The sequence below is a fragment of the Aeromonas sp. PrichA-15 genome (assembly GCF_017939245.1).
Classification (GTDB): domain Bacteria; phylum Pseudomonadota; class Gammaproteobacteria; order Enterobacterales; family Aeromonadaceae; genus Aeromonas; species Aeromonas caviae.
Window position 1 is genome coordinate 1 of the sequence record NZ_JAGKRH010000057.1, and the last position, 20,284, is coordinate 20,284.

Annotated in this window: 15 protein-coding genes and 1 pseudogene; 8 read left to right on the plus strand and 8 right to left on the minus strand. The window is 64.9% G+C overall.

Translation table 11 applies throughout. The features are described 5' to 3' along the window. Positions 1–207: 207 nt before the first annotated feature. The 6 genes from recD to J9889_RS09585 all read right to left on the minus strand — a co-directional run bounded on the left by recD (position 208) and on the right by J9889_RS09585 (position 10,996). Complete coding sequence (recD, locus tag J9889_RS09560) at positions 208–2,259, minus strand: exodeoxyribonuclease V subunit alpha (RefSeq protein ID WP_210556528.1); 2,052 nt, start codon at positions 2,257–2,259, stop codon at positions 208–210. 8 nt (positions 2,260–2,267) lie between these two features. After that, positions 2,268–5,882, minus strand: a complete 3,615-nt coding sequence (gene recB, locus J9889_RS09565; RefSeq protein ID WP_210556530.1) for an exodeoxyribonuclease V subunit beta — start codon at positions 5,880–5,882, stop codon at positions 2,268–2,270. Beyond that, entirely contained in the window at positions 5,882–9,238 is a 3,357-nt protein-coding gene (gene recC / locus J9889_RS09570) for an exodeoxyribonuclease V subunit gamma (protein ID WP_201922450.1), read from the minus strand. Before recC ends, recB begins: the two co-directional genes overlap by 1 nt. 232 nt (positions 9,239–9,470) lie before the next feature. Then, positions 9,471–9,863: a DoxX family protein gene (locus J9889_RS09575; RefSeq protein ID WP_043154976.1), complete on the minus strand. Its 393-nt coding sequence runs from the start codon at positions 9,861–9,863 to the stop codon at positions 9,471–9,473. A gap of 83 nt (positions 9,864–9,946) precedes the next feature. Then, positions 9,947–10,633, minus strand: coding sequence for a pirin family protein (locus J9889_RS09580; protein ID WP_010675910.1), 687 nt, complete (start codon positions 10,631–10,633; stop codon positions 9,947–9,949). Between the two features lie 30 nt (positions 10,634–10,663). Beyond that, positions 10,664–10,996 (minus strand): hypothetical protein, encoded by a 333-nt coding sequence (locus J9889_RS09585; protein WP_210556532.1) that lies wholly within the window; start codon positions 10,994–10,996, stop codon positions 10,664–10,666. Positions 10,997–11,253: 257 nt separating this feature from the next. Between J9889_RS09585 and J9889_RS09590 the strand changes: the two genes are divergently transcribed. Together J9889_RS09590 and J9889_RS09595 are read left to right on the plus strand one after the other, a co-directional pair. Continuing rightward, positions 11,254–12,168 (plus strand): LysR family transcriptional regulator, encoded by a 915-nt coding sequence (locus J9889_RS09590; protein WP_010675912.1) that lies wholly within the window; start codon positions 11,254–11,256, stop codon positions 12,166–12,168. A gap of 443 nt (positions 12,169–12,611) precedes the next feature. Then, positions 12,612–13,376 (plus strand): helix-turn-helix transcriptional regulator, encoded by a 765-nt coding sequence (locus J9889_RS09595; RefSeq protein ID WP_010675913.1) that lies wholly within the window; start codon positions 12,612–12,614, stop codon positions 13,374–13,376. A 46-nt stretch (positions 13,377–13,422) separates the two neighbouring features. Here J9889_RS09595 and J9889_RS09600 read toward each other — a convergent pair whose 3' ends face one another. Next, positions 13,423–14,235, minus strand: a complete 813-nt coding sequence (locus tag J9889_RS09600; protein WP_042016482.1) for a UTRA domain-containing protein — start codon at positions 14,233–14,235, stop codon at positions 13,423–13,425. Positions 14,236–14,418: 183 nt separating this feature from the next. Between J9889_RS09600 and J9889_RS09605 the strand changes: the two genes are divergently transcribed. The 6 genes from J9889_RS09605 to J9889_RS09630 all read left to right on the plus strand — a co-directional run bounded on the left by J9889_RS09605 (position 14,419) and on the right by J9889_RS09630 (position 19,713). Beyond that, positions 14,419–15,465 carry an ABC transporter substrate-binding protein gene (locus tag J9889_RS09605; protein WP_210556533.1) on the plus strand — a complete coding sequence of 349 codons (1,047 nt, stop codon included), beginning with the start codon at positions 14,419–14,421 and terminating at the stop codon, positions 15,463–15,465. A gap of 10 nt (positions 15,466–15,475) precedes the next feature. Continuing rightward, the gene (locus tag J9889_RS09610; protein WP_143236968.1) at positions 15,476–16,309 is read left to right on the plus strand and encodes an alkaline phosphatase family protein; all 834 of its coding nucleotides are present in this window, start codon (positions 15,476–15,478) and stop codon (positions 16,307–16,309) included. Further along, complete coding sequence (locus J9889_RS09615) at positions 16,309–17,205, plus strand: ABC transporter permease subunit (protein WP_210556536.1); 897 nt, start codon at positions 16,309–16,311, stop codon at positions 17,203–17,205. The genes J9889_RS09610 and J9889_RS09615 overlap by 1 nt, the downstream gene beginning before the upstream one ends. Continuing rightward, positions 17,198–17,974: an ABC transporter permease subunit gene (locus J9889_RS09620; RefSeq protein WP_210556538.1), complete on the plus strand. Its 777-nt coding sequence runs from the start codon at positions 17,198–17,200 to the stop codon at positions 17,972–17,974. The genes J9889_RS09615 and J9889_RS09620 overlap by 8 nt, the downstream gene beginning before the upstream one ends. A gap of 6 nt (positions 17,975–17,980) precedes the next feature. Next, the gene (locus J9889_RS09625) at positions 17,981–18,988 is read left to right on the plus strand and encodes an ABC transporter ATP-binding protein (RefSeq protein WP_210556540.1); all 1,008 of its coding nucleotides are present in this window, start codon (positions 17,981–17,983) and stop codon (positions 18,986–18,988) included. Positions 18,989–19,053: 65 nt separating this feature from the next. Further along, complete coding sequence (locus J9889_RS09630; RefSeq protein WP_109112074.1) at positions 19,054–19,713, plus strand: HAD family hydrolase; 660 nt, start codon at positions 19,054–19,056, stop codon at positions 19,711–19,713. Between the two features lie 23 nt (positions 19,714–19,736). On the opposite strand, the pseudogene J9889_RS09635 reads toward J9889_RS09630, so the two are convergent. Then, positions 19,737–20,144, minus strand: a pseudogene (locus J9889_RS09635) (GGDEF domain-containing protein); the annotation flags it as partial. Between the last annotated feature and the right edge of the window lie 140 nt (positions 20,145–20,284).

Genomic DNA, 20,284 nt, shown 5'->3' on the forward strand with positions numbered 1-20,284 from the left:
AAGAAAATCTCTTTTCTGGTCTGACGGCGCTTACTGCTGAATTCACTGTCGGCGAAGGTGAGCTGATGACTCATGATGAACCCTTTTTCATGGCTCCAGATGACAAACATGATCTCATATCAGGGACTTGTTCGCACCTTCCCTAAGCCTCATTTTTGATAATACTTTCATATTAAAATCTCCATGTTATTTATCAATAATAACTATTTAATCCAACCTCTGTGCCAATCCCGAATACCGCTCGGTCTTTTTCCGCACGGCCTGTGCCAGCAGGGCGCGCTCGCCGTAGAGATCGAGCCGGGCCTTGGCGCGGGTGATGCCGGTGTAGACCAGCTCGCGGGTCAGGAGCGGGCTGGGGCTGTCGGGCAGCACCAGCACGGTATGGGCAAACTCCGACCCCTGGGATTTGTGGATGGTCATGGCGTAGACCGTCTCATGGGGGGGCAACCGGCTGGGCAGCAAAGCCCGCAGAGTGCCGTCCGGCTGCTCGAACCACACCTTGAGGCGGCCGGTGTCATCGGGCAGGCAGAGCCCCATGTCGCCGTTGTAGAGGCCCACCCCGTGGTCGTTGCGCACCACCATCACCGGGCGGCCCGCATACCAGTCGCCGTCACGCTGGATCAGCCCCGCCTTGGCGAGGGCCAGTTCGAGCCGCTCGTTGAGCCCCGTCACCCCGAAGGGGCCGTCCCGCAGGGCGCAGAGGATCTGGAAGCCGTTGAACGCCTTGAACACCGCCGCCGGATCCTCGCCGGCCCGGGCCGCCTTGAGGTAGCTGCCATAACCGGCCACCCCCTCTGCGATCAAGGCGTTGTAGGCCTCCCCCGCCCAGGGGTGCAGGCGGATGTCGCCAAATCCTGCGCCCCAGACCGCCTCCACCGCCGCTCCGTCGCCGCTGTTGCAGGCCCGCGCCAACTGGCCTATGCCCGAATGCTGGTCAAAGCGCCAGCTCTTGGAGAGCAAACAGAGGCTGTCGCGCACGCTGGCCCCCGCGGGCGTGCCTTGCAGGCGATAGCCGGTCTGGCGGGAGAGCCAGTGTGCCTGCGCGGGGCTGATGCCCTGTTCGATAAAGCTGCAGATATCCCCGAGCACGGCCCCCGCCTCCACCGAGGCGAGCTGATCCTTGTCGCCGAGCAGGATGAGGCGGGCGTGGCGGGGCAGCGCGTCCAGCAGGCGCGCCATCATGGGCAGGTCCACCATGGAGGCCTCGTCCACCACCAGCAGGTCGAGGTGCAGCGGGTTGCCTCTGTGATGGCGGAACTGGCTGCGCCCAGGGATCACCCCGAGCAGCCGGTGCAGGGTGCCCGCCTCCGTGGGGATGGCCTGTACCCACTCGGGGGGCAGATCCAGGGCCTGCAGGGCAGCGCCGATACTCTCGGTCAGACGCGCCGCCGCCTTGCCGGTAGGGGCCACCAGCCGGATCGCCGGGGCCTTGCCCCCTTGCAGGCCGGTCTCCACCAGGATGGCGAGGAGCTTGGCCACCGTGGTGGTCTTGCCGGTGCCGGGGCCGCCGGAGATGACCGCGAAGGGGCGCGCCGCCGCCGTGGCCGCCGCCAGCTTCTGGCCGTTGCAGCAGAGCGCCTCGGGCACCAGGGTATCCAGCCGCTCCAGCTCGCTGGCCGCCTGGGCGCTTTTTAGCAGGGTCTCCACGGCGGGCCACTCCACCTCATGGGGGAAGACCAGATCCAGGTACTTCTCCACAAAGTGGCGGACGGAGAAATCCGGCGCGAGGCGGGCCTTGAGCAGGGCCCCGAACACCAGGCCGTAGTCGCGGGCAAAGAGGCGTGACAGGGCCGGGGCAATCTCCGGCCATTCGGCCCGTTCACTCAAGGCGCTAAGGTGGCGGGCCACCCCCAGCTCAAAGTCGTGGTAGCGGGTGAGGTAGAGGCGATCCCCCCAGAGTCGCAGGGGCCAGCGGGGGCTCTCCCCCTCCTCCTGTTCGCTCCCCACCAGGGGGCTGGCCGCAAAGAGGGCGGGCCAGCTCGCGGGATCCGCGAGATCCGCCAGCAGATCCCGGCTCTGATCCGGATCCAGCCCGAAGGGGCGCGAGGATCCCTGCCCGTCACCGCCCTGAGCGAGCATCGCCAGCGGCAGGCAGACATGGCCGCGCCCCAGCTCATGGCAGGCGAGCGCGGCCCCCAGCACCAGCTCGGGGCTGCCGCCAAGGTCGGCCACCAGCCTGGCAAATTGCAGGTCAAGCTGGCGGATGCGCCCCGCCAGCGCCAAGGCTTTCAGCCGCTCTATCATGGTTTCGCCCTTCATCTCGCCCCTCATGCCTCTGCCTTGTTCGATTTTTCTAAACGATGATCGTCAGACGTCACACCTTTACTAAACAACTCGTCCAGCCCCTGCACCAGTTCCCGGCTGGGCCTGGCATGGAAAATGCCCCCCTGGGGCATGCCGCGCAGGAAGAGATAGAAGACCCCGCCAAAATGCCGGTCGAAATCGTAGCCCGGCAGCCGCAAGGCGAGCAGCCGATGCAGCGCCAGCGAATAGAGCTGGTATTGCAGATCGTAGCGATGCTCGACCATGGCCCGCTCCAGGGCCGGGCGGCCGTAATCGGCGGGGCTCATGCCAAGGTGGTTCGATTTGTAGTCGAGCAGATACCAGCGCCCCTGCCACTCGAACACCAGGTCGATAAAGCCCTTGAGCATCCCCTGCACGGTGGCAAAACCGAGCGGCTTGCCGTCCCGCGACAGGGGGTCGTGCTGCTGGCAGAGTGCGGTCAGCGCCGGTGCCGTCACCCGCCCCATGGGCAGGAAGAACTCCAGCTCCACCTGTTTGCGCTCGGGGGCCAGATCCCGCAGCCGCACCGGGTCCCCAAGGCCGGTCTCAAGGGGGGTATCCAGCACCGCCTCCACCTGCTGTTGCAGCACGGGAGCCCAGCCTTCGTCGAACCCCTCCTGGGTCAGCAGGGCGGCGATGTGCTGTGCCAGCGACTCGCCCCCCGCGTGCTCGAAGTCGATGGTCTCGAACAGGCTGTGGAGCAGGGTGCCGGGACGCGCCCCCTTGGGGAAGGTGAAGATGGAAGGGGCGGGCGCCTCCTCTTCCTGCACGGTGACGGCAGCCTCGGTGGCCACCTCGTCGTCGAAGCCGGGGTTGGCCAGCACCCCCTTGCCGTGGCCGTTTCCCTGGGCCGCAAGCCCGGAGTAGGAGCTGATCCACCAGTCCCGCTCAAGCTGCCCCTGGAACGCGCGCACGGTGGGCTCCCCCGGCGTCTCCGCTTCGGCGGGCAGCGGGGCCGGGCGGGTGAGCGAGGGCTCACCGACGGCCACCCCCGGCAGGGCCTGGGCCAGGTCGGTGAGGGCGGTCGCCAGTGTCCCGGCGTCCCCCTCCTCCCCCTTTTGCAGCAGGTAGCCGATGGCGGTGCGGTGCAGGTCGGTCTTCTCCGACTTGCCCGCCCCGGAGCGCACCGGCGCCAGCCCGAGCCAGGTGGCATAGACCCCCCGGGTCAGGGCCACGTAGAGCAGGCGCAAGTCTTCGGCGAGGCGCTCCTTGTCGGCCTCGGCCAGGGACGCCTCGGCACCGGTGAGATCGAGCACGGTGCGATTGCCCGCCTCCCCCGTTTCGTGGAACAGGGGGGTGTCGGCGGCGCGGTGGCTGCAAATGAACGGCAGGAAGACCAGCGGGTACTCCAGCCCCTTGGATTTGTGGATGGTGACGATCTGCACCAGCTTGCGCTCGGATTCCAGGCGAAGTATCTGCTCCCCGTCCTGGCCGTTGGGCTGGCTCACCGCCTCCCCGAGCCAGCGCAACAGGGCGTACTCCCCGTCCAGCTCGCCGCTCGCCTGTTGCAGCAGCTCGCCGAGATGGAGGAAGTTGGTCAGCCGCCGCTCCCCGTAGGGGCTCGCCAGCAGGGAGGCGGCGAGGTTGCGCCCGTGCATCAGGGCCCGCAGCATGGCCAGCACCCCGTGGCGATGCCAGACCGCGCGGTATCCCATGAACTCCTGCACCGCGCTCTCCCAGGCCCGCTCGTCCGAGGCCAGCGCGTCCAGGGCCCTGGCATCGAGATCGAACAGGCCGGTGGCGAGCGCCGCCCGCAGGCTTCGCTCATCGCTCGGGTTCTGGCAGGCGTGCAGGATCAGCAGGATCTCCCGCGCCTCCACCTGGGCCAGCACGCTCTCGCGGTTCGACAGATAGACGGAGGCGATGGCAAGGCGCGCCAGCTCCTGCTGCACCAGCTTGCCCTCGGCGCCGGTGCGCACCAGCACGGCGATATCCCCGGCCCTGACTGGCTCGCTGCCGAACACCGCCTTGCCCTCCCGGGCCAGCGTGAGCAGGCGATGGATCTCCGCCGCCGTGGCGCGGGCCATCCTGCTCTGGTACTCCCCCTTGTTGAAGGTGGGCTGACCGGTGAGCTGCCAGCAGTGCAGCACGGGGGCGGTCTGCCCCTCGATCAGCAGTGCCCGGCTCTTGCCCTGCGCCTCCACCGGCAGGAAGGGGATGTCCGCCTCGTAGATGAAGGGATCCTTCGCCCGCTCGAACAGGCCGTTGACCGCCGCCACCAGGGCGCGGCTTGAGCGCCAGTTGCGCCCCAGGGTGTAGTGGGCGCTCACATTTCGCCGCGCCTGGATGTAGGTAAAGATGTCCGCGCCACGAAAGCCGTAGATGGCCTGCTTGGGGTCGCCGATCATCAGGAGCGCCGTGTCCTGGTGACCGCCGTAAAGGCGATGGAAGATGCGGTACTGCTGGGGGTCGGTATCCTGGAATTCATCGATCATGGCGACCCGGTAGGTGGCGCGGATGCGCTCGCACAGCCGCTCCCCCAGGCCCGAGCCGAGCGCCCCGTCGAGATCCCGCAGCAGATCGTCGAAGGAGAGCTGATGGGCCTGGCGCTTGCTCTCCTGCATTCGGCTGCGCACCACCCTGGCCGCCCGCTGCAAGACGAGATCCCGGATGCCGGGTCGGCTCGCCAGCAGGGCGTCTATCTCGCCAAAGAGCGGCAGGGTGGGCACCGTTCCCCCCTTCTTGAGGTTCTCCTCCAGCACCTGCTGGCCGAAGCGCTCCAGCTCCTTGGGGAGGACGTAGCCGCTGGCCTCGTCCTGCGCCCAGTCGCCAATCTTGGCAAGCCAGCCCTCGTAGTTCTTGCCGGTGTAACGGCTGATCTGCCCCTCGGTCTGGAGGCGGATCTCGTCCGTCTGCGCCAGCCACCCGGCCTTCACCGCCCCGATGCGGGCCATGGCGACGCTGTGCCGCGCCGCCAGGGTCTCGTCCCCCGCCACCGGGCGGATCTCCAGCTCGTCGTTGTCGAGCCAGCTCCCCATCTCCCGCAGCAGGGCGGCGGGGCTCGGCCAGAGCCTTCGCACCGCCCGGGCCAGGGGCTTGTCCACCGGATAGAACTCGGCGCGCCAGTAGTCACTCACCGCCTGCAGCCGGAGCCGGCTGTCGTCGGTCAAAAATTCGGTTTCAAAGAGGGCGCCCGACTCGAAGGCGTTCTGCCTGAGCATCCGCTGGCAGAAGCCGTGGATGGTGAAAACCGCCGCCTCGTCCATCTGCCGCTCGGCGGCCAGCAGGCGACGGGCCGCCAGATCGTGATCCTCCACCTCCACCAGCAGTTGGGCCAGCAGGGTATCCGTGCTGTGACCGCGCATAAAGGCGAGACGCGCCTCGTGGATGCGGGCGCGGATCCGCCCCCTCAGTTCGGCGGTGGCCGCCTCGGTAAAGGTCACCACCAGGATCTCGGTCACCGACAGGGGCCGCTCGTGGGCACAGGGCTGACCGGCGTCTCCCCCCTCCTCGCCTGCTTGTTCGATAACCGGGCCGTGGCCCAGCAAGAGGCGCAGATAGAGGCCCGCGATGGTATAGGTCTTGCCGGTCCCGGCTGAGGCCTCGATCAGCCGCTCGCCATAGAGGGGGAAACGCAGGGGATTGAGCGGGTTAGCCATTATTGCAACTCCTCCAGCGCCTGATGGAGCGGGGTCAGGTGTTCACGGGCCAGCCCCTGCAACTGGGCCAGCACCTCGTCATCGAGTTCCGGGAAGCAGCGGGCGACATAGACGTCCTGCCCCTCTCCCGTCACCATGTAGCCGCCGTTGAAGCGGGCAAGCGCCGCCTTGTCGGCCTCCTCCGGCTTTGCCGGATCATTCTCGATCGCCTTGAGCCACTCCCAGGCGGTGCTCGGAAAGAACGGCAGCGGCCGCTTCATCCCCTGGGTCCAGAGGGCCACCAGGGCCGCCAACCTGGGCCGCGCCTCGTCCGCCGCAAGCCTTGGCAGCCGCAGACTCTGTTTGGCATCGAACAGCAGGGTGTCGCCGGGGGCGCTGCTCAATGAGAGGCAAAGGTGCTGGATCCAGGCCAGCAGCAGATCCTTGCCGTTGAAGCTGCCGGGTTTGACCACCAGCGCTCGTCCCTTCTGGGTGTCTATCCAGCCCTGAAGCTGCCCCTGGGCCAGGGCGATGTCGATCTCCACCGCCTGTTTGTCCCCCGTCCAGGGGCGCAGCCGCGCCGCCAGCTTGCCCATCTCGCCGTCGATCTCCTCCAGCAGCAGGCTGCCGAACCACCCTTGCGGCAGCAGGCCGGAGAGTTGCAGCCGATGGCGACGGGCCTCGCTCTCCCCTTCGGTCAGATGGGCATCCAGCAGCAGCGCCTTGAGCTGATAATGCTGCAGGCCGTCCAGCTCGAAGGGCTCGCTGTCTTCGATGGTCGCCTCCTCCAGCTCGAACCACACCTTGAGGCGGCGGTTGAGGAAGTACCTGGCTGGCTGGCGATAGAAGCGCAGCAGCTCCGCCAGCTCCAGCCCCTGCTCCCTGCCCCACTCCGCGGGCAGGGGCAGATCGCCGCTCTGGAAGTTGGCGGCCCCCCGCTCGGGGCTCAGGGCCGGCAGCCAGTCGGCGGCATAGGTGAAGAGACCGGAGCCGGGTTCGGGGTAAAAGTAGGCCGGGCTGTAGGGGGTGAGGGGGTGCGCCACGATCAGGTGTTCGAGCAGCCGCTGGCCCGAGGTGTCGTCGTCGAGATCTTCATCCCCCGCCAGCACGAAGCCCTGGCGCACGTAGTCGATGAGCTCCGCCAGCAGCACGGAGGGCACCTTCTCGCTGTTGTCCTGGGCGCTGAACCCCTGATAGCTGATGTAGAGCCCCTGCTGGGCACTGAGGAGCGCTTCGAGGAAGAGGTAGCGGTCGTCATCCCGGCGGGATCGGTCCCCACGCCGCGAGGCCACCGCCATCAGATCGAAGCCCATGGGGGGCAGGGTGCGCGGGTAGACGCCGTCATTCATGCCGAGCAGGCAGACCTGGCGGAAGGGAATGGAGCGCATCGGCATCAGGGTGCAGAAGTTGACCTGACCGGCGAGGAAGCGCTGGCTGGAGCGGGACTCCCCCAGCACGCTGCCGAGGTAGTCCTGCAACAGGTCGGCACTGATGGCCTGCTCGAAGCGGGCCTCGCCGAGCTGGGCCTGCCAGTCTATGAGCTGGCTGCGAATGAGCTGGAGCTGGCGCTCTTCATCCTCGTCGGCGAGATAGAAGCGCTCCAGCAGCGCCAGCAGGCAGGCGTGCCATTCGGCCAGCGGCTGCGCCTGTTGCAGCCGGGGCAGAAATTCCGCCAGGGAGTCGACGAACCAGGCGAGCTTGCCGAGGATCAGCCCCTGCTGACCCTCGATGTCCGCATAGGGCAGGATCCCCGCCACCGGCTCCCCGTCCCCCATGGCAAAACCCAGCAGCATGCGCCGCAGGCCGAACAGCCAGCTGTTGCCGGACAGACGCGGCAGCGCGAAGCGCTCGGGATAGTCGTCATCCAGCCCCCAACGGATGCCGGTCTCCTGCACCCAGCGCCGCAGCACGTTGAACTCGTCGTCGTCCAGCTCGAAGCGGCGCAGCACGGCGGGCACCTCCAGGATGGCGAGCAGCTCCCCCGCCCCGAAGCGGGCGTTCGGCAGCCTGAGCAGAGCGAGGAAACTTTGCAGCAGCGGGCTCTCCTGGCTCGCCGCCCGATCTGAGATCGCAAAGGGGATCTGGCCGCGGGCCCCGCCCCGCCCCTTGCCGCCCTCCTTGCCAAAGACGGCCTGGATGTAGGGGCCGTAGCTGTTGACGTCCGGCATCATCACCACCACGTCTTTGGGGGTGAGGGTGGGATCCTGCTCGAACAGGGCCAGCAGCCGGTCATGCAGCACCTCGAGCTCCCGCATGGGGCCGTGGCAGGCGTGGATCTGCAAAGTGCCGTCATCCAGGCTGACAGGGCTCTTGTGGTGGCTTGCATCGAGGTTGAACTCGCCAGCCCCCCGTTCCGCCAGCTCCAGCACGTCTTTCTGGATGGCCCGCAGCAAGGTGACCTTGCCCTCATCGTCGCGATCCTCGATGTCGACGAAGGCCTCGATCTGCGGCACCTCCAGCTCCATCAGCTGGTGCAGGTAGTCGCGCCCCAGCTTGCCCATGGAGGCGAGCAAGGGGTTGGCGGGGCCCTGCAGGGTCTCGAGATCCGTGCCGGGCTTGAGCTTGTTTTCGAGGCGCGCCAGGGTCTTGCGATCGAGCAAATCCCCCCAGTAGTAGCGGCAGGGGTTGGTCACAAACAGGTGTACCTCCACCTCGGGGCGGCTGCCGAGGGCCAGCAGGGCCTCCACGTAGCGGGGCGGCAGGGCCGAGATGCCGAACACGAAGACCCGTTGCGGCAGCCTGCCCGGCAGATCCCGGGTGCGCTCCAGTTCGTGGATGAAGGCCTCGTAGAGGTTGGCGCGGTGGTAGCCGCTGGGGCTGAGGGCCAGGGTGCGGGCCACCAGCTCGCGCCAGAGCTCGGGCTGCCAATCCTGACCGCTCACTCCGGCCAGCTCCTGGCTCAATCCTTCCCCCTCTTCCCAGCGGGCGATCCAGTCCGGCCGGTAGACCAGATACTGGTCGAACAGATCCGCCACCTTCTGGCAGAGCTGCCAGAGCCGCACCTGCTCCGGCGCCGCCCCGTCACTGCCCCCCAGATAGGCCGCGAGGGGCGCAAAGGCGGGCCTGCCGAGCAGAGTGGGCAGAATGGTCATCAGGTGCCAGCTCATGGCCCCCTTGTTGTAGGGGCTCTGGCGCGGCACGTCCGCCAGCACCCGGGTGAACATCTCCCAGATGAAACTCGCGGGCAGGGGAAAGTCGATGTTGGCGGCGATGCCGAACGCCTTGGCCAGCTCCAGCTTGAGCCACTGTGCCATGCCGGGACTCTGCACCAGGATCTGCTCCCGATCGAAGGGGTGGGAGAGCGGAGCCTGCCGGATGCGGCTCACCAGCAGCTCCTTGAGCAGATCCAGCTGATTGGAGTGGTAGAGGGTAAACATGGACGACTCCCGCCAATTTCATGAAGAGGGGGTGCGCGGGGGGACACTCTCTGACATTCCCGTCACGGCACGCGAATCGGGATTGTCGGGGATCGGGGGATAAGATGCAAAAGGCACTTGTGGCGTCCGGACTGCGCGCCGTCACACAGATGACATCCCCGGGAAGCGGGCACAAAAAAGCCGGTGCAGGGCACCGGCCAAAAGGCGTTGGAAAACTTGAAACGTCAGGGTATTACCAGTGCTTGCCGAGGCGGGCATCCAGGCTGAAAGCCCCTGCACCGGCCGCCGCCAGGGCCAGGAAACCACCGGCCACGGAGACGTTCTTCATGAACATCAGCATCTGCATCTGCTCGGCAGGCTGATAGTGGAAGATGAAGGCGGCCATCAGGGTGAAACCGGCCAGCAGCACGGAGAGGCTGCGGGTAAACAGGCCCAGCACGATGGCGAGACCGCCACCCAGCTCCAGCAGGATCACCAGGGGCAGCATGAACCCGGGCACGCCCATGGCTTCCATGTAACCCTGGGTACCGGCGTAACCGCCGATCTTGCCCCAGCCAGCCATCACGAACATCAGCGCCAGCAGTACACGACCCACCAGCAGTGCCACATCTTTCATCTTGTCCATCGTCATATTCCTTTGCTTACCATCATGGTATTTACAGTGTAAAAGCTAATTGTTAACTCATTCATTTCGCCAAGATTTTTCTATCAAGGCAGGTCAAACAGCAGGGCTTCACTCCCCCTGGAGGCGGTGAGCACCCAGCTCGACTCGTCGCGGCTGAGCAGCCCGTCGCCGGGTCGGGCAGCCAGACCGTTGCCGGTCAGCTCCCCTGAAATCATGTGCAGGTAACCATGACGCCCTTGCAATGCCCACTCCAGGGTCTCCCCTTCTGCGAGCTGCAGACGCCACACTCTGGCCTGCTGGCGGATCCTGAAGGATCCTGCCTCGCCGTCCGGTGACGCCACCAGCGTCATCCCGGGCTTGTTTTCAATCTTCTTCTGCTGATAACCCGGGGTCGTGCCGTGTTCATTCGGCTCGATCCAGATTTGCAGCAGGGAGAGCGGCTCGGTTTGCGAGGGGTTGTACTCGCTGTGCCGGATGCCGGACCCTGCGCTCATCAGCTGGAAATCCCCCGCCGGGATCTGCTCGGCGTGGCCGAGGCTGTCCTTGTGCTCTATGGTGCCTTGCAGCACGCAGGTGAGGATCTCCATGTTGGCGTGAGGGTGGGTCGCGAAACCGCCACCCGGCGCCACCCGATCCTGATTGATGACCCGCAGGGCAGAGTGTCCCATCCATTCCGGGTCATAGTAGTGACCGAAGGAGAAGCTGTGACGGGCATCCAGCCAGCCAAAGTTGGCCTTGCCCCGTGCTTCTGCGGCTCTCAATTTCATCATGGTGTGCTCCTCACTGACCAAGTTGGTTCATTAACGCTGGCGACCGTCACCCAGACCGAAGGGGATGCGGTAGCTGCTGCTTTCGTTGCCCAGGCTCACCGTCAGGTTGCCCTGGGTGCGGCTCGGGATGGCGACCTGCTGGGTGCCGATCAGGTTGGCGCGGACAGAAGCCAGCAGATCACCGGACTCGTCGCGCACCTCCAGCATGGGGTTGGCCTTGCCGTCCATCGCGGCGGTGGCGCTCCAGTTGACGAACAGCACGCCCGGGGCGGCATTGAAGTCAGCGGGAACGGAAGCCTGGGCGGCACCTGCGGTCATCAGGCCTGCAACGGCCAGCATCTTGATTACGTTTTTCATGTTCATTCACTCTCTTGGGTTTTATGTCATTGCCAAGGCCCCTTGGGCCCGAATCAATGCATCCATGCAAGAGATCATTCAAATACTATGTTGTTCTTTTGCTGACATCAGACATCGTGTTTGGGGATGTCTCAGCCCGGAACTACCTTTTATTTGGCTGCCAGGCGTTCCTGCCTAAGCGTTGATTGAATATTAAAGTGACTTCCCCTAAGTTGTTAGCGAGATAATCTGGTAAACACATTCAAAAAAATTGAAGGTTGGGTATGGCCAAGGAATCGAACAAGGAGCGGGCGCTGACCCTGGAGGCGATCCGGGTGCTGGACGCCATCGACCGCCGTGGCAGCTTCGCGGCAGCGGCCGACGAGCTGGGCAAGGTGCCTTCGGCGCTGAGCTACACGGTACAAAAGCTGGAAGACGAGCTGGACGCCATGCTGTTCGACCGCAGCGGCCACAGGACCAAGTTCACCCCGGCGGGCCGCATGCTGCTGGAGCGGGGCCGGGTGCTGCTGGAGGCGGCCGAGCACCTGGTGGGGGAGACCCGGGCCCTCTCCCGTGGCTGGGAGACCGACATCACCATCGCCGTCGATGCCTTGATGCCGGTACAGGCTCTCTACCCCCTGGTGGATCGGCTGGCCGAACAGACCGATACCCGGCTGAGGTTTCGCGCCGAGGTGCTGGCGGGCAGTTGGGAGTGCCTGGAAGATGGCCGCGCCGACCTGCTCATCTCCTCTCTCAATGCCGATATCGCCATGACCGGCATCAAGCACCAGGTGCTCAGGGAGGAGGTGATGCTCTACGTCGCCCACCCCGATCACCCCCTGCATCAGGAACCCGAGCCCCTGGCGGACGAGACCCTGCGCCGCTATCGCGCCATCGCGGTAGCCGACACGGCACTGCGCAAGCCGGTGCTCACCTACCGCCTGCTCGACAAGCAGCCGCGCCTGACCGTCAGCACCATGGGGGAGAAGCGGGACGCCCTGCTGGCGGGGCTCGGCATCGGCACCATGCCGCAACGCTGGATTGAAGAGGACATCAAGGCGGGCAGACTCAAGGTGATCAGTCCCGAATATCGCCACCAGATCCAGGTCGTGCTGGCCTGGCGGCGAGACACCATGGGCAAGGCCAAGAGCTGGCTGGTGCGGGAGATCCCCAAGCTGTTTGCCGGTCAGGGGGAATAAAGGACTGCCTTCCGGGGTCGGTGGCGCAGGAAGTACCAAAACTGCGCCCCATTCTTGACGACGGGCTCAGATTCGGAGAAAAGAAAAAAAGCGGACCTCTTGCGAGTTCCGCTCAATGCCAGGAAAGAATAAAACCTTGCGGTTAAAAAAACCCTTAAATTGGAAGCAAACAATCGTTTTCTCAACCAGGAAGGTATTGAATCCGATTCGTGTTGAATTATGTGCGATGTAATATGCATCACCAGCAAAATGTTGAAAGGTTGAAGGATATGCACCACCGAGTGTCACTTTCTGCCACCTTGCACCACAACTGGTCAGGCCATTTCCGCCATTATCACCGGGTTACCCTCCTCTGGTTTTTCTAGGTGTCAAAATTTGAGCCCGATACAGACAAACCACTCAATTTCTGACACGACTAAAAATGCAGATAAAGGAATAGTTGCATGACCTACAGCCAGACACTGGCCAATCACATCCTCGACACCCTGAAGAAAACCCTGACCGACAAGGGGATCCGCTATCAGACCCTGGCAGAAGCCATGGGAGTTTCCATCGCCACCGTGAAGCGCATGATGAACAAGCCCTCCCTGCCGTTCGACACCCTGCTGGAGATCTGCCATCTGGTGGGACTCTCCTTCGAAGAGCTGCTGGACCGGACCCAGGATGCCCAGAGCCGCCGGGCCGTCTTTACCCAGGAGCAGGATGAGGCGTTTCACAAGGAGCCTGGGCTTTATGCCTTCCTCGCCAACATCTTCTGGCGCGACAAGACCCTTATCGATCTCAAGCGGGAGTACGGCCTGACCGATGCCTCCTGCTACCTCTATCTGCGCAAGCTGGAGAAGCTCGGCATCCTGCAGCTTGGCATCGACAACAGCTACCACTTCCTCATCAGCGAGCGCATCAGCTTCGAGCAGCACAGCCGTTTCGCCCGCCAGCAGGCGCGCCAGGCCATGTCGGTGCTGGGGGACTATCTGGTGGAGAACATGCACAGGCCCAACAACTACATGGCCCTGTGCCAGCTCCATCTGGGAGAGAGCGAGGCCATGGCGCTGATCGATCGCATGAAGGAGTACTGGCATCAGGAGCTCAAGCTCAACCGCCCCGCCATCGGCCAGCGGGAGGGCAGCAAGACCTACACCATGTCGCTGCAACTGGCGGACTGCGGCTACCAGAGCTTCGACGATCTGATCCCCAACATCGACAACTGATCCCGGTGGATCCTGCGGGATCCGCCATGTCAGCGCTAGAACGCCGCTACTCTGCCAGTTGCACCTGCCGCGCGCCGGTGGCGAGCGGTTGCAGTGCCCGGGTATCCAGGCAGATGCGGATGGCGTCCGGTCGCCAGTGCTCGATGTCGCAATCCACCAGCTTCCCCTCCTCGTCATGATTGACCCGCACCAAGCGCAGCACGGCGCTCCCCTGGGCCAGGTTGAGGGCGCGGGCTATCTCTCCCCGGGCCGCCGAGGGGGTGATCTCGAGGCTCGCCCAGCCCTGGCCTATGCCATAGCGCTGCCGGTAAAGCTCGGTGAGGGAGCTGGCCAGAGGAGCGCTGGCGATGCCGGGGAAGCGGCTCGCCAGCAGGTGATGGCTGACGTGCAGCACCGGGCGACCGTCGATCAGCCGCTGGCGGCGGATCTCGTAGAGCGGCGTAAAGGGTTCCAGACCCATCCAGCGGCACAACTCGCTGCTGGCAAGCTGGTTGCCATGAGCCAGCACCCGGGTCTCGGCGGTGCGCTGCTGCTCGCCAATCCACTGGTGAAAGTGGGTGTGGATGGCAGGATCGTAGGTGAGGCGGGGCGGCGCCACGAACCAGCCGCGCCGCTCGGCCCGGTAGATGAGGCCGTCCGCCTCGAGGCTGGAGAGCGCCTCCTTGATGGTGATGCGGGTGGTGGCGAATCGCTCGCTCAGGGCCCGTTCGGCGGGCAGCTGCTGCCCCGCCGCCAGGTGTCCGCTGCCGATATAGCGGCGTAGGGTCCGGCAAATCTGTTCGCACTTGGAGGGTATGCGGCCATCAGTCATCCCCTGTTCACTCAATCGCTCTGTCACTGTCACATCCCTGTCGGTCATTCGGGTTTGCACACCACTGGAGTAGACCAGAGGTTGTCGACCCCGAGTTGTAACCGCCCCTGATGACAGCGCCATGACAGGGCGATTGTCACGAAACTGCCATCAAAGCGCCCCGCCACCGTCATATTTCCCCTCTAGCATCCCTCTCGAACCTTAACTGACCTAGTCCAGAGGGATGGGATGATGAAAAGCGTGATCGCAAGTGCACTGGCCCTGGTGGCCATCAGTCAACCGCTGTTTGCCGCCGAGAACATCGCGGATCTCGAAAAAGCCGCCCGCGGTGAGGGCCAGCTCCAGAGCGTCGGCATGCCGGACAGCTGGGCCAACTGGAAGGATACCTGGCAGCAGCTCGGCAGCCTCTACGGCATCAAGCATCAGGATACCGACATGAGCTCCGCCCAGGAGATCGCCAAGTTCGCCGCCGAGAAGGCCAACGCCACCGCCGACATCGGCGACGTGGGCGGCGCCTTCGGCCCGGTGGCGGTCAAGCAGGGGGTCACCCAGCCCTACAAGCCCTCCACCTGGGCCGACATTCCCAACTGGGCCAAGGATGCGGATGGCCACTGGATGCTGGCCTATACCGGCACCATCGCCTTCCTGATCAACAAGGATCTGGTCAAGGCCGCCCCCACCAGCTGGCAATCCCTGCTGGGTGGCGACTACAAGGTGACCCTGGGTGACGTAGGCGTCGCCTCCCAGGCCAACAACGGCGTGCTGGCGGCGGCCTATGCCACCGGCGGCAGCGAGAAGAATCTGAAACCCGCCCTGGATCTGTTCGGCAAGCTGGCCAAGCAGGGCCGTCTGTCGCTGAACGACCCGACCATCGCCAACATCGAGAAGGGCGAGGTGGAAGTGGGCGTGCTGTGGGACTTCAACGCCCTGAACTACCGCGACCAGATCGACCCCAAGAAGTTTGATGTGGTGATCCCGAGCGACGGCTCCGTCATCGCCGGCTACACCACCATCATCAACAAGTGGGCCAAGAACCCCAACGCCGCCAAGTTGGCGCGGGAATACATCCTCTCCGATGCCGGTCAAATCAACCTGGCCCGTGGCTACGCCCGCCCCATTCGCAGCAACGTGACCCTGCCGGATGACGTCAAGGCCAAGCTGCTGCCGGCCGAGCAGTATGCCAACGCTAAGCCGGTGCAGGATCACGCCGCCTGGGAGCAGAGCTCCAAGGCCCTGCCGCGCCAGTGGCAGGAAACCGTCATGATCAACATGCAGTAAGGAGTGGCCAGTGCAACACAAGGTGATAGTGGTACTTGTGGATGGCCTGGCAGCAGAGGTAGCCCATTGCATGGGCTACCTCTGTGGCATGGTGGAGGCAGAACGCGGCCTGCATACGACCCTGAGTGCCGCCCTGCCCTCCCTCTCCCGCCCTCTCTACGAGTGCATCCTGACCGGCGTGCTGCCGGTGGCGAGCGGCATCACCCACAACGGGGTGACGCGCCTGAGCCAACACGACGCCATCTTCCATCTGGCCCGGGCCGCGGGCAAACGCACCGCAGCGGCGGCCTACCACTGGGTGAGCGAGCTCTACAACCAGAGCCCCTGGCTGGCGGCCCGCGATCGCTTCACTCACGATGAGCAACTGCCCATCCAGCACGGCTGCTTCTACTGGGACGACGGCTACCCCGACAGCCATCTGCTGATGGACGGCGAGTGGCTGCGCAGCCAGTACGACCCCGATTTTCTGCTGATCCACCCCATGGGAGTGGACGATGCGGGCCACCAGTTTGGCCTCGATTCCCGCCAGTACCGCAATCAGGCGCGCCGCATGGACAGCCTGCTGGCCGACCTGCTGCCCCAGTGGCTGGCGGAGGGGTATCAGGTGGTGATCACCTCGGATCACGGCATGAACAACGATCTCAGCCATGGCGGCACCCTGGCCGAGGAGCGCACCGTGCCACTCTGGCTCTTTGGCGATGCCTTCGTCGAGCGCTGGCCGGATGGGGTGGCGATCGCCCAGACCCAGCTCTGCGCCCTGATGGCGGATCTGCTGGGAGTTCCCCACGACAAGCCGGCAGCCCCCCCGCTGCTCAAGGCGGCCTTTATGCGCGAGGTGCACTGATGATGCCTGCCACCACCGAGATCCTCGCGGATCAACAGGTGAAGCCACGCCGGGTGCGCCGCCACTGGCTGCCGGCCCTCGTGCTGCTGCCCTTTGTCCTCTTGATGATCCTGTTCCAGCTCGCCCCCATGGTGTGGGTGCTGGTGGGCAGCGTCCAGACCCCCGATGGCTGGGGTCTCGACCACTACCGGGAGATTTTGAGCTCCCCCTTCTATCTGCAATCCTTCGGCAACTCGTTGCGCATCGCCGGCATCGCCAGCCTGGCGGGGCTCGCCATCGGCACCCTCGGGGCCGCGGCGCTGCGCCACTGTGGCGAGCGGGTCAAGCGGGTGCTGCTGGCTTTCGTCACCATGACGGGCAACTTCAGCGGCGTGCCGCTGGCGTTCGCCTTTATCATCATTCTCGGCATCAACGGCGCGGTGACCCTGCTGCTCAAATCCTGGGGCCTCATCGACGGCTTCAACCTCTATTCGGGCAGCGGCCTTATCCTGATTTACACCTACTTCCAGATCCCCCTCGCCCTGCTGCTGCTCTACCCGGCATTCGATGCGCTACAGGATGAGTGGCCCCAGGCCGCCGCCCTGCTCGGCGCGAGCAAGGGGCAGTATGTATGGCACGTTGCGCTGCCGGTGCTGACGCCCGCCTTGCTCGGCACCCTGATCATCCTGTTTGCCAACGCGGTGGGGGCCTATGCCTCCGCCTACGCCCTCACCACCGGCAACTTCAACCTGGTGACCATCCGGGTGGCCAGTCTGGTCTCCGGCGACATCTTCCTCGAGCCGAATCTCGCGGCGGCGCTGGCGGTGATCCTGATGGTGCTGCTGGGGGTGGTGACGGCCGCCAACCAGTGGTTGCTGAAAAAGAGCTATGTGAACAAGGGGCAATCCCATGCATGATTTGACGCCGCGCTGGCCCAGATGGGTGCTGGGGGCGCTGGTCGCCACCCTGCTGCTGCCGCTGCTGGCTACCTTTCTCTACTCCATCTCCACCCGCTGGGGGGCGGCCCTGCTGCCGGACGGCTTTACCCTCGACTGGTATCTCAAGCTCTGGGGCGATCCGCGCTTTTTGGCGGCCTTTGGCCGCAGCCTCCTGGTCTGCTTCGCCACCCTGCTGCTGGGGACCCTGGTACTGGTGCCCACCGTGCTGGTGGTGGCCTACTACTTCCCCAGGCTGGATCCCTGGATGAACCTCTTGATCCTGCTCCCCTTCGCGGTGCCGCCCGTGGTCTCTTCGGTGGGGCTGTTGCAGATCTACGCTGACGGCGTGCTGCCGATTATCGGCACGCCGTGGATCCTGATCGGGACCTGGTTCACCGTGGTGCTCCCCTTCATGTACCGGGCGCTGGCCAACAGCCTGCAAGGGGTGCCGCTCAAGGATCTGATGGATGCCGCCCATCTGCTGGGGGCCAGCAGCGCCCGCGCCTTCCTGCTGGTGGTGATCCCCTGCCTGCGCAAGGGGCTGCTGGCAGCGCTGTTTCTCTCCCTCTCCTTCCTGCTCGGCGAGTTCGTGTTTGCCAACATGCTGGTGGGCACCCGTTACGAGACCCTGCAGGTCTACCTCTACAACATGCGCGCCACCTCGGGCCACTTCACCAGCGCACTGGTGATGAGCTACTTCCTGCTGACCCTGCTGCTCACCTGGGCAGCCAACAGATTTCATCGGTGAATCAACATGTTCCACCTAGAAGTGAATCAACTGCACAAATCCTACGGTGACACCAAGGTGTTCGAGGGAATTGAATTCGGCATCCGCAAGGGGGAGCTGGTGACCCTGCTCGGCCCCTCCGGCTGCGGCAAATCCACCCTGCTGCGGGCGCTGGCCGGGCTCACCCCGGTGGATGGCGGTCAGGTGCGGGTGGCCGGTGAGGACATTACCTGGCAGGCACCCCAGAAGCGGGGCATCGGCATGGTGTTCCAGAGCTATGCGCTCTTCCCCAACATGACGGTGTGGGACAACGTCGCCTTCGGCCTCAAGATGAAACCCCAGCCGGGGCGGGATCTCGCCGCCAGCGTACAGGAGGCGCTAGAGCTGGTGGAGCTGACCGGCTTCGAGCGCCGCTATCCGGCCGAGCTCTCCGGCGGCCAGCGCCAGCGGGTGGCGCTGGCCCGGGCGCTGGTGGTGCAGCCACGGATCCTCTTGCTGGATGAGCCGCTCTCGGCGCTGGATGCCCGCATCCGCCGCAGCCTGCGCCAGCAGATCCGCGCGATCCAGCAGCGCCTCGAGCTCACCACCATCTTCGTGACCCACGATCAGGAGGAGGCGCTGACCCTGTCGGATCGGATCTTCCTGATGAACAAGGGATCCATCGTCCAGAGCGGCACGCCGGAGCAGATCTACACCCGCCCCGCCAGCGAGTTCGTGGCGGGCTTTATCGGCAACTACAACCTGCTGGGTGGCGAGCAGGCCAAATCCCTGTTCGGCCCGCGCTTTCGCGGCAAGCTGGCGCTGCGGCCGGAGTCCATCACCCTGCTGCCTGCAGGGGCGACCAGCCACGAGCCCAGCCTGCCCGGCATCGTTCGCCAGCAGCAGCTGCTCGGCAACGTCCTCCGCTATCAGGTGGAGTGCGAGGCAGGGCTGTTGACGGTGGATTGCCTCAACCGCCGTGCCGGCGATCTGCTGCCGGTGGGCAGCGCCGTGACCCTGGTGGTGGCCCGAGATCAACTCTGTGAGGTAGCATAACGCCATGAATCCCATTCATTTTTCAGCCAGTACCCCGATGCTGGCAGCCAACCCGAGGAGCAGCCATGGCCCTGGCACTGTTTGATCTGGACGAGACCCTTATTGCCGGGGATTCCGCCAGCCTCTGGCTGGAGTACATGGTGGCCCAGGAGCTGGCCCCGGCGGGCATGGTGGCCGAGGAGCAGGCCATGATGTCCCTCTACCACCAGGGCAAGATGGACATGCACCAGTACATGGCCTTCACCCTGCAACCGCTGGCAGGCAAGACGCGCCAGTGGCTCGACTCCCTCTGCACCCGCTTTGCCGAACAGGTGCTGCGGGAGCGCCTCTATCCCGAGGGGCTGGCCCGCATCGAGTGGCACCGCCAGCGTGGAGACGAGCTGGTGCTCATCTCCGCCTCCGGCGAGCATCTGGTGGCCCCCATGGCGCAGATGCTGGGGATGGATCACTGCGTGGCCATCCTGCTCGACGAGGAAGCCGGCATGCTGACCGGCCAGACCCGCGGCACCCTGAGTTTTCGCGAAGGCAAGGTGGCCCGCATCAACCAGCTCTTTGCCGGAAAGGAACACCTCTGGCAGGAGAGCTTCGGCTACAGCGATTCCCACAACGATCTGCCCATGCTGCAGGCGGTGAGCCATCCCCATGCGGTCAATCCGGCCCCCGCCCTGCGCCAGTGCGCCGAGGAGCTGGGCTGGCCCCTCTGGACCTGGCAGTTGCACCCTTGATCCGCGCAATGAAGAAGAGGCCCTCAGGCCTCTTCTTTGCTCAACATGCCATCCCCTGAGGGCGAGTCGTCCCGGGGGGCCAGGGGATCCACCATGTAGATGCGATTCTTGCCGTCACCCTTGGCGCGATAGACCTCGGCATCGACCATGGTCAGCAGGCTCCTGGCCCCAAGCCCGGGGGCACTCGCCACCAGGCCGCCGCTGAAGGTGATCCCAAGACCGGGTTCACGCCAGTGCAGGGAGGCCACCCCAATCCTGTACTGCTCCAGCAGCATCTGGCAGAAGTGGATATCGGGATTGGCAAACAGCACCACCAGCTCTTCCCCGCCATAGCGGCATACCCAGCCATGATCCCCCAGCAGCTTGGCGCCAAAGCTGGCCACCCGCTTGAGCACCACGTCCCCGGTCTGGTGACCATAGGTGTCATTCATATACAGGACCTTAAGAAAACACTTCATTTGAAATTCCTTCTAAGGTCCTGTTCTGTATCGATTTTCGCTGCTTGGTTCGACGGGCATTTTTCGCCAAGTAAACGGCAGCCCATTCCAGACGCTCTCTTATTTCCACCAAC

Coding starts and splice junctions, on each gene's coding strand:
- J9889_RS09580 (WP_010675910.1), bottom strand. CDS start 10,633: ATGATGAAATTGAGAGCCGCAGAAGCACGGGGCAAGGCCAACTTTGGC.
- J9889_RS09575 (WP_043154976.1), bottom strand. CDS start 9,863: ATGGACAAGATGAAAGATGTGGCACTGCTGGTGGGTCGTGTACTGCTG.
- J9889_RS09590 (WP_010675912.1), top strand. CDS start 11,254: ATGGCCAAGGAATCGAACAAGGAGCGGGCGCTGACCCTGGAGGCGATC.
- J9889_RS09605 (WP_210556533.1), top strand. CDS start 14,419: ATGAAAAGCGTGATCGCAAGTGCACTGGCCCTGGTGGCCATCAGTCAA.
- J9889_RS09620 (WP_210556538.1), top strand. CDS start 17,198: ATGCATGATTTGACGCCGCGCTGGCCCAGATGGGTGCTGGGGGCGCTG.
- J9889_RS09630 (WP_109112074.1), top strand. CDS start 19,054: ATGGCCCTGGCACTGTTTGATCTGGACGAGACCCTTATTGCCGGGGAT.
- J9889_RS09600 (WP_042016482.1), bottom strand. CDS start 14,235: ATGACCGACAGGGATGTGACAGTGACAGAGCGATTGAGTGAACAGGGG.
- recD (WP_210556528.1), bottom strand. CDS start 2,259: ATGAAGGGCGAAACCATGATAGAGCGGCTGAAAGCCTTGGCGCTGGCG.
- J9889_RS09615 (WP_210556536.1), top strand. CDS start 16,309: ATGATGCCTGCCACCACCGAGATCCTCGCGGATCAACAGGTGAAGCCA.
- recB (WP_210556530.1), bottom strand. CDS start 5,882: ATGGCTAACCCGCTCAATCCCCTGCGTTTCCCCCTCTATGGCGAGCGG.
- J9889_RS09595 (WP_010675913.1), top strand. CDS start 12,612: ATGACCTACAGCCAGACACTGGCCAATCACATCCTCGACACCCTGAAG.
- recC (WP_201922450.1), bottom strand. CDS start 9,238: ATGTTTACCCTCTACCACTCCAATCAGCTGGATCTGCTCAAGGAGCTG.
- J9889_RS09625 (WP_210556540.1), top strand. CDS start 17,981: ATGTTCCACCTAGAAGTGAATCAACTGCACAAATCCTACGGTGACACC.
- J9889_RS09585 (WP_210556532.1), bottom strand. CDS start 10,996: ATGAACATGAAAAACGTAATCAAGATGCTGGCCGTTGCAGGCCTGATG.